At 58.2% G+C, this 11,837-nt stretch carries 14 protein-coding genes; 11 read left to right on the top strand and 3 right to left on the bottom strand.

The window, feature by feature from the left end:
* Nucleotides 1-179: 179 nt before the first annotated feature.
* The 3 genes from F3I47_RS22305 to F3I47_RS06465 all read left to right on the top strand — a co-directional run bounded on the left by F3I47_RS22305 (nt 180) and on the right by F3I47_RS06465 (nt 2,476).
* Entirely contained in the window at nt 180-326 is a 147-nt protein-coding gene (locus F3I47_RS22305; RefSeq protein WP_186806374.1) for a hypothetical protein, read from the top strand.
* 120 nt (nt 327-446) lie between these two features.
* A complete protein-coding gene (locus F3I47_RS06470; protein WP_033736600.1) occupies nt 447-749 on the top strand; it encodes a PsiF family protein in 303 nt (100 codons plus the stop codon).
* A 200-nt stretch (nt 750-949) separates the two neighbouring features.
* The gene (locus F3I47_RS06465) at nt 950-2,476 is read left to right on the top strand and encodes an FAD-dependent oxidoreductase (RefSeq protein ID WP_150029341.1); all 1,527 of its coding nucleotides are present in this window, start codon (nt 950-952) and stop codon (nt 2,474-2,476) included.
* Between the two features lie 47 nt (nt 2,477-2,523).
* Here the strand turns inward: F3I47_RS06465 and proC are convergent, their stop codons facing one another.
* Nucleotides 2,524-3,336, bottom strand: a complete 813-nt coding sequence (gene proC / locus F3I47_RS06460; protein ID WP_046101330.1) for a pyrroline-5-carboxylate reductase — start codon at nt 3,334-3,336, stop codon at nt 2,524-2,526.
* Nucleotides 3,337-3,501: 165 nt separating this feature from the next.
* Here proC and F3I47_RS06455 point away from each other — a divergent pair, with 165 nt between their 5' ends.
* Complete coding sequence (locus tag F3I47_RS06455; RefSeq protein WP_150029342.1) at nt 3,502-3,951, top strand: YaiI/YqxD family protein; 450 nt, start codon at nt 3,502-3,504, stop codon at nt 3,949-3,951.
* 2 nt (nt 3,952-3,953) lie between these two features.
* On the opposite strand, the gene F3I47_RS06450 is transcribed toward F3I47_RS06455, so the two are convergent.
* Nucleotides 3,954-4,664, bottom strand: a complete 711-nt coding sequence (locus tag F3I47_RS06450; RefSeq protein WP_009091814.1) for a DUF2076 domain-containing protein — start codon at nt 4,662-4,664, stop codon at nt 3,954-3,956.
* A gap of 315 nt (nt 4,665-4,979) precedes the next feature.
* On the opposite strand from F3I47_RS06450, the gene aroL reads away from it, so the two are divergent.
* The 7 genes from aroL to ppnP all read left to right on the top strand — a co-directional run bounded on the left by aroL (nt 4,980) and on the right by ppnP (nt 10,741).
* A complete protein-coding gene (gene aroL / locus F3I47_RS06445) occupies nt 4,980-5,504 on the top strand; it encodes a shikimate kinase AroL (protein ID WP_046101332.1) in 525 nt (174 codons plus the stop codon).
* A 111-nt stretch (nt 5,505-5,615) separates the two neighbouring features.
* Nucleotides 5,616-5,807: a YaiA family protein gene (locus F3I47_RS06440; protein ID WP_009091809.1), complete on the top strand. Its 192-nt coding sequence runs from the start codon at nt 5,616-5,618 to the stop codon at nt 5,805-5,807.
* 343 nt (nt 5,808-6,150) lie between these two features.
* Nucleotides 6,151-6,903, top strand: coding sequence for an IclR family transcriptional regulator (locus F3I47_RS06435; protein WP_150029343.1), 753 nt, complete (start codon nt 6,151-6,153; stop codon nt 6,901-6,903).
* Nucleotides 6,904-7,173: 270 nt separating this feature from the next.
* Nucleotides 7,174-8,733 carry an OPT/YSL family transporter gene (locus tag F3I47_RS06430; RefSeq protein ID WP_150029344.1) on the top strand — a complete coding sequence of 520 codons (1,560 nt, stop codon included), beginning with the start codon at nt 7,174-7,176 and terminating at the stop codon, nt 8,731-8,733.
* An 11-nt stretch (nt 8,734-8,744) separates the two neighbouring features.
* Nucleotides 8,745-9,677, top strand: coding sequence for a DUF1177 domain-containing protein (locus tag F3I47_RS06425; protein ID WP_150029345.1), 933 nt, complete (start codon nt 8,745-8,747; stop codon nt 9,675-9,677).
* Nucleotide 9,678: 1 nt separating this feature from the next.
* Entirely contained in the window at nt 9,679-10,356 is a 678-nt protein-coding gene (locus tag F3I47_RS06420) for an AroM family protein (RefSeq protein WP_150029346.1), read from the top strand.
* Nucleotides 10,357-10,450: 94 nt separating this feature from the next.
* Nucleotides 10,451-10,741: a pyrimidine/purine nucleoside phosphorylase gene (gene ppnP / locus F3I47_RS06415; RefSeq protein WP_009091800.1), complete on the top strand. Its 291-nt coding sequence runs from the start codon at nt 10,451-10,453 to the stop codon at nt 10,739-10,741.
* Between the two features lie 71 nt (nt 10,742-10,812).
* On the opposite strand, the gene rdgC is transcribed toward ppnP, so the two are convergent.
* Complete coding sequence (rdgC, locus tag F3I47_RS06410) at nt 10,813-11,724, bottom strand: recombination-associated protein RdgC (RefSeq protein WP_009091797.1); 912 nt, start codon at nt 11,722-11,724, stop codon at nt 10,813-10,815.
* Between the last annotated feature and the right edge of the window lie 113 nt (nt 11,725-11,837).

Genomic DNA, 11,837 nt, shown 5'->3' with positions numbered 1-11,837 from the left:
TGCACAAATAGTTTCGTCTGCAAATCGGTCGGGATGTTGAGAACAGAGCAGATTACTGACTGTAAAATGTTAAGTCTGGTCAGCAAAGATGAATAGCGGCAGGATGCAGAGAAATCTCACTTGTCAGTCCCGCTGATGGCTTCATAAACTCAGCCCGATTTTTACACCCTGAGGTTGATATGAAACGAATCGTTAAGCTGGCGGCTGTTGTGGCATTAGGTTTTGTCCTGAGCGGATGTCTTTTCCCGCCTCCTGGCGGCGGCGGTGGAGGGGGCTGGGGCGGGCCGGGTGGCGGGCCAGGCCACGGATTTGTTGATCCGCGCTAAACGTGCAGTACAGTCCCACTCTGGAATGGGATCTTTCCATCACGCTGACCGGAAACATTTTCCGCTTTGCTTATTCGCTGCCAGAATAAGAAAGAACACATCCACATGGGAGATAACACGATGAAAGTCGGTTTTTTGGCAATGATGATGGCGGGTCTGCTGGTCAGCGGGCTGGCAAATGCGGCGGAGAAGACCCCGCAGCAGGAGAAAATGACGATCTGTAACCAGCATGCCAAATCACAGGATCTCAAGGGAGATGCGCGCAAATCCTTTATGAGTGAATGCCTGAAAAAAGAGAGCAAGCTGTCACAGATGTCTCCGCAGCAGATGAAAATGAAAAGCTGCAATGGCGAAGCTGGCGATAAAAAGCTGGCGGGTGATGCACGTAAAACCTTTATGAGCCAGTGCCTGAAAAAAAGCTGATGTTTCTTCCGGCCACGCAGGTGGCCGTTTCCCTTCCAACATGCGTTTAAATTCCCTGCTGTAACAGCCCGTTACGCTTCTGACAAACATTCCGCGTCAGGCTTTTAATTTCCTTTGCCACACTTACTGTTTGTGGGGATTTGCGCTGCGCAGGGTCTGACGGCGCGGCGCCCAACCGGAACAGTCAAAGGAGCCACGTTGTGAACTATCAATTTACCGTTGATCTGAAAGACCTGCCGCAGCGTCAGCCGGTTAAAAAAACGCTGGGTGAGGTGGAAGTGTTACTGATCCGCGAGGGGGAGAGCGTTCGTGCTTACCAGGCGAAATGCCCGCATGCTGGCGCGCCGCTGGAGCAGGGCGCGATCTGTGGCGACCGGCTGGTCTGCCCGTGGCACAAAGCCGCATTTAATCTGGCCGACGGCAAAATGTGTGAACCGCTGGCGCTGGCCGATCTCAAACAGTATCCGCTGCGGATTGAAGAGGGGCGTGTGCTGGTCAATCCTGAGGCGATGTCGCCCGCCGCGCCCATTGGCAGCGGTGCAGACGCACCGGTTTTCGTGGTGCTGGGTGGCGGCGCGGCGGGAAGTGCTGCGCTGTGGCGGTTACGGCATGAGGGCTATAAAGGGCGTCTGGTGCTGGTGGAGCGGGAAGCGGACGCACCCTACGACCGCACTGCACTGACCAAATTTGTGCCATCAGGCAAGATGGATATCAGCGAGGTACCGCAGCTGCTGAAAGCGGATGTGATGGATCACGTCGAGCGCATTCAGGCCAGTGTGAGCCGCCTTGACGCTCAGCAGCAACGGCTGATCTTTGAGGATGGTGAAAGCCTCGCCTTCGACAAACTCCTGATCGCCAGTGGCGCGGCACCTGTACGTCCCGATATACCCGGCAGCGATCTGGAGGGGGTGCATCTGCTGCGCAGCAAAGCCCAGACCGACCAGCTGCTTCAGGCGGTAGATGCCAGCCATAAAATTGTGATTATCGGCAACAGCTTTATCGGCACCGAACTGGCGTCGGCGCTGCGTAACCGTGACATTGACGTGACGGTGATTACCCGCCAGACGCTGCCCTTTGCGAAACAGTTTGGCGACCAGATTGGCCGCTATTTCTATCAGCTGCATCAGAAAAATGGCGTGAAATGGGAGCAGGGCGAAATTGAATCCCTGCAGGGCGATCAGCAGGTGAGCAGTGTGCAGCTTAAAGGGGGGCGGCAGTTGCCCGCTACCGTCGTCCTGTTTGCCACCGGCGTGAAACCGGCCACCGACTTTATCCACGATCTGCCGCTGGCAGAAGATGGCAGCCTGCAGGCCGATGCAGAGCTGAAGGTCGCTGAGAACATCTGGGTTGCGGGTGACATCGCGACGTATCCGTCGGCGCAGGGGCCGCTGCGCATCGAGCACTATCGTGTTGCGCATCAGCAGGGACAGACCGTCGCCAGAAATATGCTGGACCAGCACGTCGCCTTTGAACGTGTGCCCTTTTTCTGGACGACCCAGTATGGCACCCGTTATGAGTATCTGGGCCACGCCAGAGAGTGGGATAATTTCCAGCTGCTCGGCTCGCTGGAGGAGAAAAAGTTTATCGCGTGTTATGGACAGCAGGGTGAACTGGCGGCGATCTGCTCGTGCGGGATGTATACGCTGACCGCTGAGCTGGTGGAGCGGATGCAGCAACCCATGACCTTTGCCGACGCCGTGGCGTACTGCAAGGCAGCGATGGAGTAAGCCGAACGCAGGGCGGACCGACGGGCCGCCCTGCTCATCATGGCTTGCTAGCTGCGGCTCAGTTTCTCTGACTTCGCCATGCACTGCTGCATCGCTTCAATCACCGCCGAACGCATCCCTTTCTCTTCCAGCACCTTCACCGCTTCAATGGTGGTGCCGCCGGGAGAGCAGACCATATCTTTGAGCTCCGCCGGATGTTTGCCGGTGGTCAGCACCATCTGCGCCGCCCCTTTCACCGTCTGCGCGGCAAACTGATAGGCCTGCGCGCGCGGCATGCCGCCAGAGACGGCCGCATCCGCCATCGCCTCGATAAACATGAAGACGTAAGCCGGGGCGGACCCGCTGACGCCCACGACCGAGTGAATCAGATACTCATCCACTACCGCTGCCTTGCCGAAGCTCTCAAAAATCGCGACCACTTCGTCGGTTTCTGCGGACTCCACCAGCGCATTAGGCGTGACCGAGGTCATGCCTTCACTCACCAGCGAGGGGGTATTAGGCATCGCCCTGACAATTTTGCGGTCATAACCCAGCACCGAAGAGAGTGAATCAAGCGTCACACCCGCCGCGATCGACACCACCAGCGCCTCTTTCTTCAGGCTGCCTGCCAGCTCTTTTAACACTTTCAGGATGACATTGGGTTTGACCGCGCCAAACAGAATGTCCACCTCGCGCGCCAGCGCGTCAGCACTCTCTGCGGCGTTAATGCCATACTGCTCTGCCAGCGCCTGGTTGGTGTCTGCTTTGCGGTCATAAACGAAAATATCAGACGGGGCGATTTTGCCACTGTTGACCAGTCCGCCGATAATGGCTTTCGCCATATTTCCCCCGCCGATAAACCCGATTTTCTTAGCCAGCATCGCCATCTCCTTAGGACATTATGCGTTTTCTTCCGGCTAGCTTACTTCAGTCAGCCCGAATAACAAGTCAGCCGCGTGCAGCCTGGAAAGCGTGCCGCAAATTAAATTTGCCATTTAAAGGGAACCCGGCAAGATCGCAGACTTCTCTGACTGTAAGGAGTGATGATGTCTATCTGGGTCGATGCCGATGCCTGTCCGAATGTGATCAAAGAGGTGCTGTACCGCGCGGCCGATCGCACCGCCACCACGGTCACCTTTGTGGCAAACCAGTTTCTGCGTGTGCCGCCTTCGCCCTATCTGCGCACCCTGCAGGTGCCTGCCGGGTTTGATGTCGCGGACAATGAAATTGTTAAACGTGTTGAGCCAGGGGATCTGGTGATTACCGCCGATATTCCGCTGGCGGCCGAGGTGATTGAGAAGGGGGCGGCGGCGCTGAATCCGCGTGGCGAGCGCTACTCACCGGCGACGATACGGGAACGGCTGACGATGCGCGACTTTATGGATACCCTGCGGTCAAACGGTGTGCAGACCGGCGGCCCCGCGGCAATGAGTCCGCGTGACCGCCAGCAGTTTGCAAATGAACTGGATAGCTGGCTCAGACAGCAGAAACGCTGACGTTAAACGAAGCTGTCGTCGTCGTAGTCGTCGCCGCCAAAATCGTTGAGGTCGCCGTTGTCGGCAAAATTGTTATCCCAGCCGCTGTTCTGATCCAGGAAGGCGTTGTCATTACCCTCGTTGAAGGTGTTGAGGTTGTCATCGCCGCCGTTAAAGGTGTTGAGATTATCGTTCACCTCCGGCAGCGGTGGCTCATTGATGATGTTCACAATCTCTTCCGGCTGTGAGTGGTGGAACATGCTGGTCAGCATATCGGCCATCACCACACCACCGGCGACACCCACCGCCGTCTGCAGTGCGCCGCCGAGGAAGCCGGTGCCGCGTGACGCCGGGGCTGGCGCATATTGCGGCTGAGCCGGTTGCTGAGGCGCACTGTTCCAGGGTGACGGTTGCTGCTGTTGCTGAGCAGGCTGCTGCTGACGTGAACCGCCACCAAACAGCCCTGACAGAAACCCGCCACTGCTCTGGGCGGGCTGCTGTTGCTGCTGCTGTGCCAGCTGACTTTCCAGCGCCGATACCCGCTCATTGAGTTTTTTCAGCGCCGCTTCCTGAATCAGGATCGCCTGCGCCATGTAGTAAGGTGCGCCAGGCTGCGCCTGCAGGTGCTGGTTAATCAGTTGTTCGGCAGCGGCATCACGTGCCGCGGTCTGGCTTTCGGCCTGTTTCAGGCGGGTGAACAGCCCTTCGATCAGTTGTTGTTCTTCGCGTTGCATGATGACTCTCCTGTGGCGATGGCGATCAGTATATGTGGGCGGCTGAGAGAAAAGTAAATCTGTGGCGGTAAGCAAATATTGCCAGACCCGTTTTGCCCCGCTTTTTCACCATTTCTGCCGGGCAGCGTAGACCCTGATGCACAAATCGTGCATGCATTTCCCCTTGAAAAGATGAGACTTATCGCCATTCAGGGCAGTAAAGTGCGTAAAACCTGCCTGACAGGTGGAGGCCATAATAATTTCCAGTTATGATGCGTCGCATTAATCAGCTAACCATGCAGCCGCATCGCGCGGTCAGGCGGAGGAACGGCCCTGATGTCACTACCCATCTTTTTGATTGGCGCTCGCGGTTGCGGCAAAACCACAGTCGGCGTGGCGTTGTCGCAGGCGCTGGGCTACGCCTTCACCGACACCGATCACCATCTGCAACTCAGCACGCAGCGCAGCGTGGCCGAGATTGTGGCAGCAGAAGGGTGGGAGGGGTTCCGCGCCCGTGAAACCGAATCACTGCGGGCCGTGACGGCGCCGCGCACCGTGATAGCCACCGGCGGTGGCATGATTCTGGCCGAGGAGAACTGCCGCTTTATGCGGGAGCAGGGACAGGTGATCTGGCTTAGCGCCTCTCCGGAGGTGCTGGCAGAGCGGCTGCAAAGCGAACCAGAGGCGGCCCAGCGTCCGACCTTAACCGGCCGTCCGATTGCCGATGAGATGAGCGATGTCCTGCGCGAACGCGCGCATCTCTATCAGGCCGCCGCCCATCATCAGGTGAATGCCATGCAGTCCCCCGAGCGTGTGGTCGAGGAGATCCTGCTCTCCCTCTCCCTGGCGCGCGCCAGCTAACCCTCAGATTTTTCCCGCTTTGATCCCGCTTCAGTGGGTGTTGTCTATACTTACCTCATGACAGGCAGCGGCCTGTCCTGTGGAATGTTATTGAGAGAAGAGGGACACAGTATGCCGACCAGACCACCGTATCCACGTGAAGCGAAAGTTGTGCCTGTAGAAAAGGGTCCTGAGGGTAAAAAAGTCACGTCCTATGAGTTACGTGCCGACCACCCTAAACCAAATTCCTTAATCAGCGAGCACGAAACGGAAGAAGAAGCGCATGATGCTAAAGCGCGCTACGAAGACGTCGAAAAAGAGTAATTCGTTGCTGCTGGCAGGGACGCCAGCCTGTTTCATCCTGTGATAGCCGGCAACATCCTCTTCTGTCGCCCCTGCGCGATAGAGTTTCCTCTTTCCCCGACCGCATCCGGTCAATTAACACGCAAAATTTACGCAGATTTACTGCGACTGGCTTTTTGTCCGGGCGTCTGTTCTGCGCACTCCCGGCGTCGCCCTATAAAGCCCCGCTAATCAATTTTATCGCCGTATTTTCTCTGCTGCCGATCCTGCCGGTGTCAAAATTGTCGCTTGACCGATTCAGCGTCACGTTTTATTTTCGTCGCAACTGCAGAGGAACTTTGTTCCATATAGTGGAACCCGTGACATGACCACACTCGAAAATGCCGCCGCCGTACTCCGGTTATTTCAGCACAAGGGCGTGACGCAGGGGCATGTCGGTCTCTCCTTCAGTGAGGTGGTTGAGGCGCTGGGCCTGCCCAAAAGCACGGTATCGCGTCTGCTCGCCACGATGGAAAGTCAGGGGATGCTGGAGCGCGATGCCGACACGCGCGGTTATCATATTGGCCGCGTATTGTTAGCCGCCGCCGGACACTATCTGTCTGCACCGCTGGTGGACAGCGTCTCAGCCGCGATGGTCAGGCTGGCCGCAAAAACGGGCTGCATGGGCTACGTGTCAAAGCTGGATGGCCGGGAAATATTAGTGATGCGCATGTTTCATGGCCGTCACTTTACCCAGATGGTCACCCCACCCGGCAGCCGGATGCCGGCTGACGCCACCTCAACCGGCAGAGTACTGCTGGCGCAGTTAAGCGATGACGAGGTGCTGGCGCGCTTTCGTGACCACTGGCAGGCTGGCCCGGCAAACTCGCCGCAAAGCCCGGAGTCGCTTCTTGCCAGTCTGGCGGAAATTCGGCAGCAGGGCTGGTCACTGGCCCGGAATGAGTCTCTGCCTGGCATCAGTTCACTGTCAGTCATCGTGCACAACAAACATCATGGCGAAACGGTCGCGCTCTGCCTGTCGTTTCTGTCGCAGGAGTCGGAACCGGGATACCCGCCCGCGCTCCTTGACGCATTACGCGCAACGGCCACAGAGATGGCCGAAAAGTTTGGCGCGTAACGTCACCACGATTTTATCGGCGTAATACTTTCGCCACACTAGGGAAAACCAGGGCCTTCGGGCCTTTTTCTTTCAATCTGATCGCCATGCTTTACGCAGCAGCCTGGCTGCCTGTGTGCGTCCCCTCGCGTGTTTGTGCACGGGTGACGTTCCTGGCAGGAGGGCAGCGCCTGCGCGCATCAGAACCGTAAAAAAGACAAGCGGCGTCAACCCGTCAGCAGGCGGGCAGACATTCTTCTATTTCTTCTGGACAAGGACTGGCGGGGACATATGGAACGGGTAAATCCGATCAGGCATGCTGGCGTGGCACTGGTTTTAATTTTGCTTTCTATCGCGGGTGCCATTATTGGTATCCAGCTGATCACCACCCTTGGCGTAACGCCTAACACGTCGATTATTGGTGCGCTGTTTGCCATGCTGCTGGCGCGTATTCCGCTGCAGGCTTTCCGCCGCTATCGTTCGATTGAAATCCAGAATCTGGCGCAGACCGCTATCTCGTCAGCCACCTTTGGAGCAGCCAACAGCCTGCTGATGCCGATTGCGGTGCCCTGGGCGCTGGGAGAGCCGCAGCTGGTCCTGCCACTCTTCTGTGGCGTCAGTGCCGCAATGCTGCTTGATGCCTGGCTGCTCTATCGTCTGTTTGATACCCGCGTCTTTCCGGCCAGCAATGCCTGGCCTCCGGGCGTGGCGGCGGCTGAAGCGATCAAAGCAGGGGATAAAGGGGGACGCCAGGCCTGGCTGCTGGTGGCGGGTATTGTCGGTGGCGTTGTCGGCGCGATGCTGAAGATCCCGATGTCCGCCTTTGGCACCGCGTTTATCGGCAATATCTGGGCGCTGTCGATGCTCGGCATCGGTTTTCTGCTGCGAGCCTACGCGCAGCCGGTGGCCGGTATTGATATCAATGCACTCTACATTCCGCATGGCGTGATGGTCGGCGCCGGCCTGGTGGCGCTGATTCAGGTCATGATGGTGATCCGCAGTCGCAAAAATGATGCGCAGATGGTGAGCCGCAACGGCAATGAGGTGCAGCGGGCGCTGGGCTTCGGCAGCGTGGGCTACATCGTGATTTCAGCGCTGCTGGCACTGGCGGGCAGCCTGTGGAGTGAGATGGGCATCGCGATGCTGCTGCTGTTTGTCCTCTACGCCGCCTTTGCTGCCTTTGCCCATGAACTGATTGTCGGGATTGCCGCGATGCACTCCGGCTGGTTCCCGGCCTTTGCCGTGGCGCTGATTACGCTGATTATCGGCATTCTGCTCGGCTTTCCGCCGCTGGCACTCTGTCTGCTGTGCGGCTTTACCGCCGCCACCGGGCCGGCGTTCGCCGATATGGGCTATGACCTGAAGGCGGGCTTTATCCTGCGCGGCAACGGTGCCGACCTGCAACAGGAGCTGTGGGGACGGCGCATTCAGTTGATCGCCGCCATGATCGCCTTTGTGGTGTCGATTCCGCTGGTCTGGTACGCCCATACCCTGTTCTTTACCGATAACCTGCTGCCGCCGGTGGCGCGGGTCTATGCCAAAACCATTCAGGCGGGCGCGGAGCCGGGTATCGCCGGAAACCTGCTGTTGTGGGCGATTCCTGGCGCGATGATTCAGCTGATCGGCGGACCGAAACGGCAGCTGGGCGTGCTGCTGGCCACCGGTCTGTTAATCAATAACGCGATGGCGGGCTGGGCTGTGATGGTCGGGATTGCCCTGCGCATCGTCATTATTCGCGTCTGGGGCGAGCGGGGCCGGTCGCCGATGGAAGTCATGGCGGCAGGGTTTATTGCCGGTGATGCCCTTTACAGCTTCTTCCATTCGCTGTTTGCCAGCAGCAGCAAGAAATAAAAGGATTAACGATGAGTTTGCAGCAGACCCTGACGGTTTTTGAATTACTGGACAGCGCCCACATCGACGGGCAGCAGGTGGTGGATCTGTTTGCGCCCTGGCCGGAGATCACGGCCCGTTTCAACCGAGTGACGGGTCCCAAAGGCCGGACCGACTTTGTGCGCATCAATATCCCGGGCGTGCAGGGCAAAGCCGCGGGAGGCCGTGCGCCAACGCTGGGCATTATTGGCCGGCTTGGCGGCATCGGTGCCCGCCCTGGCCGGATCGGGATGGTCTCCGATGCCGATGGCGCCGTCGCGGCGATCGCCTGCGCGCTGAAGCTGGCGCAGATGCAGGGTAAAGGCGACAGGCTGACGGGGGATGTGATCATCACCACCCATATCTGTCCCGATGCGCCCACGCGGCCGCATCTGCCGGTCGATTTTATGGATTCACCGATTGATGATGTCACGATGAATGACAACGAAGTGGTGGCGGGGGTGGATGCGATTCTGTCGATCGACACCACCAAAGGCAATCGCATCATCAACCACAAAGGTTTTGCTCTGTCGCCAACGGTAAAAGAGGGCTACATCCTGCGGGTGTCGGAGGATCTGCTGCGCATCATGGAGATGACCAGCGGCCGTCCGGCGGTGACCTTCCCGATCACGACTCAGGATATTACGCCGTACGGTAACGGCATTTATCATCTCAACAGTATTCTGCAGCCTTCCACCGCCACCGATGTCCCGGTTGTGGGCGTGGCGATCACGGCAGAGTCGGTGGTGCCGGGTTGCGGAACCGGGGCCAGCCATGAAGTGGACATTGCGGCCGCCGCGAAGTTTGCCATTGAGGTCGCCAAGGAGTTTGGTCGTGAAACCTGTCACTTCTACGACGCCGACGAATATGCACGGCTGATCGCGCTCTATGGCAGCCTGGCGCATCTGCGTCACCGGAACCACTAAGATGACGGCCTCCCTGGTGACGCTGACCATCGGTCAGTCGCCGCGCAGCGACATTCTGCCGCTGCTGCGTCAGCATCTGCCGGATGCGCAGACCGATCACGCCGGACTGCTGGATGGGCTGAGCCGCACCGAGATCCAGGCGCAGTTTGCGCCGGATGCAGGCGATGCGGTGCTGGTGTCACGGCTGCAAAGCGGCGAACAGGTGCGGCTGGCGGCGTCAAAGGTGGAGCAGGGATTGCAGCGCAAAATCAGCGCGCTGGAACTTGCAGGCTATCAGACCATCCTGCTGCTCTGCACCGGTGAATTCAGCCAGCTTCGCACCCGACAGGCGCTTCTGCTGGAGCCGGACCGTATTATCCCGCCGCTGATCGGCGCCATGGTGCAGCAGCAGCAGATCGGGATCGTGGTGCCGGTTACGGAGCAGATTGTCGAGCAGGCGGGTAAGTGGCAGCATCTGCCCGTTCCCCCCTGTTATGCGGTTGCCAGCCCCTATGAGGGCGATCAGGCGACCTTCACCAGTGTAGCGCGCACGCTGCAAGCGCAGGGGGCGGCGCTGGTGGTGATGGACTGTATAGGGTATCACCAGCAGCATCGGGCTGCGTTACAGCAGCAGCTGGGCGTGCCGGTTCTCCTCTCTAATGAGCTGGTGGCCCGGCTGGCGGCCGCGCTGCTTCCCTGACGAAGGCGATCACAAACGCCTGTGATTTCGCGTGACAGATCAGCGGGTTCCCTTCTACACTGCCAGACACACAACATGTGCTCTGGAGACTATTATGCTCAACGTAAGTGAGTATTTTGACGGAAAAGTTAAATCTATCGGTTTTGACAGTGCGAGCACCGGCCGTGCCAGCGTGGGCGTGATGGCTGAAGGTGAATACACATTCGGTACCGGTCAGCCGGAAGAGATGACCGTGGTCAGCGGCTCGCTGAAGGTGTTACTGCCGGGTGAGACGGAGTGGAAATGGTTTGAAGCGGGTTCGGTGTTCAACGTGCCGGGTCACAGCGAATTTCATCTGCAGGTGGGCGAGCCGAGCTCCTATCTCTGCCGTTACCTGAAAGATTAAAAAAGGGCCGCTAAGCGGCCCTTTTTTCATGGTCAGACACCCCCTGTCAGCATGGGGCTGCCTGCCGATGATTAACGCTGGGCTTCGCCGCCGAGCGCTTCCACCAGATTGCTGGTCAGCGCGGCCAGTTCGCTGGTCATCAGAATAAAGTCAGCATCAAAACGCTGGGCAAAATCTTCGCGGTCGATATCGTCGTTCTGGTCGCGCAGCGTGTCGCTGAACTTCAGACGTTTCACTGAACCATCATCGGCCAGCACAAACTGAATACGCTCCTGCCAGTCGAGCGCCAGTTTGGTCACCAGCTTGCCCGCTTCAATGTGGTTCGCGATCTCATCGCACACCAGATCCTGCTTTTTACAACGGATGACGCCGCCATCTTCCAGCAGCGCTTTCAGCTCCGCTTCATCCATCAGTGCAAAACCGGCCGGCAGATCGCCTGAGCGCACCCATTCGGTCAGCGTCAGCTCAATCGGGCTTTCCAGCGTCAGGGGCACCACCGGCAGAGAACCCAGACTTTTACGCAGCAGCGCCAGCGTATCTTCCGCTTTCTTAGCGCTGGCACAGTCCACCATAATCAGATTGTTAACCGTGTCGATCCAGAGGTAAGTCTGGCTGAAACGGCTGAAGGCGCGCGGCAGCAGGCTGTGCAGCACTTCATCCTTCAGCGAATCTTTTTCAGTCTTCTTCAGCTTGCGGCTCTGCTCAGATTCCAGCTTGTCGATTTTGGCTTCCAGCGCCTGTTTCACCACCGGTGCGGGCAGAATTTTCTCTTCTTTACGGGCGCAAATCACGATCTGGCCGTTGTTCTCGTGGGTCAGCGCATCACTGCGGTTGCCCATCGGCGAGACCCAGCCGGTTTTGCTTAAATCCTGACTGCCACACGGCGAAAACGTGAAGGCGTCGAGCTGTTTTTCCATCTCATCTGCGGACAGCGGAATGTCACGATTCAGACGATAAACCATCATATTTTTAAACCACAACATCGGGATTCCTTACCGTGGCGCGATCGGGCGCACAAGTCTGCTAGAGTCAGCGCGCATGATAGCGAAACATCGGAGTGGTTTCATTGCCTTTCCGGCTGGCGGCTTCTACTGTA

The sequence above is a fragment of the Pantoea sp. M_10 genome (assembly GCF_008631515.1).
GTDB classification, from domain to species: Bacteria; Pseudomonadota; Gammaproteobacteria; order Enterobacterales; family Enterobacteriaceae; genus Pantoea; species Pantoea anthophila.
This window is presented reverse-complemented; position numbering and strand designations above follow the sequence as displayed.

What these genes read in the sequence shown, in the direction of transcription:
- F3I47_RS22305 (WP_186806374.1), top strand. Translation starts at nt 180, where the DNA reads ATGAAACGAATCGTTAAGCTGGCGGCTGTTGTGGCATTAGGTTTTGTC.
- F3I47_RS06470 (WP_033736600.1), top strand. Translation starts at nt 447, where the DNA reads ATGAAAGTCGGTTTTTTGGCAATGATGATGGCGGGTCTGCTGGTCAGC.
- proC (WP_046101330.1), bottom strand. Translation starts at nt 3,336, where the DNA reads ATGCTGGCTAAGAAAATCGGGTTTATCGGCGGGGGAAATATGGCGAAA.
- F3I47_RS06455 (WP_150029342.1), top strand. Translation starts at nt 3,502, where the DNA reads ATGTCTATCTGGGTCGATGCCGATGCCTGTCCGAATGTGATCAAAGAG.
- F3I47_RS06450 (WP_009091814.1), bottom strand. Translation starts at nt 4,664, where the DNA reads ATGCAACGCGAAGAACAACAACTGATCGAAGGGCTGTTCACCCGCCTG.
- aroL (WP_046101332.1), top strand. Translation starts at nt 4,980, where the DNA reads ATGTCACTACCCATCTTTTTGATTGGCGCTCGCGGTTGCGGCAAAACC.
- F3I47_RS06440 (WP_009091809.1), top strand. Translation starts at nt 5,616, where the DNA reads ATGCCGACCAGACCACCGTATCCACGTGAAGCGAAAGTTGTGCCTGTA.
- F3I47_RS06435 (WP_150029343.1), top strand. Translation starts at nt 6,151, where the DNA reads ATGACCACACTCGAAAATGCCGCCGCCGTACTCCGGTTATTTCAGCAC.
- F3I47_RS06430 (WP_150029344.1), top strand. Translation starts at nt 7,174, where the DNA reads ATGGAACGGGTAAATCCGATCAGGCATGCTGGCGTGGCACTGGTTTTA.
- F3I47_RS06425 (WP_150029345.1), top strand. Translation starts at nt 8,745, where the DNA reads ATGAGTTTGCAGCAGACCCTGACGGTTTTTGAATTACTGGACAGCGCC.
- F3I47_RS06420 (WP_150029346.1), top strand. Translation starts at nt 9,679, where the DNA reads ATGACGGCCTCCCTGGTGACGCTGACCATCGGTCAGTCGCCGCGCAGC.
- ppnP (WP_009091800.1), top strand. Translation starts at nt 10,451, where the DNA reads ATGCTCAACGTAAGTGAGTATTTTGACGGAAAAGTTAAATCTATCGGT.
- rdgC (WP_009091797.1), bottom strand. Translation starts at nt 11,724, where the DNA reads ATGTTGTGGTTTAAAAATATGATGGTTTATCGTCTGAATCGTGACATT.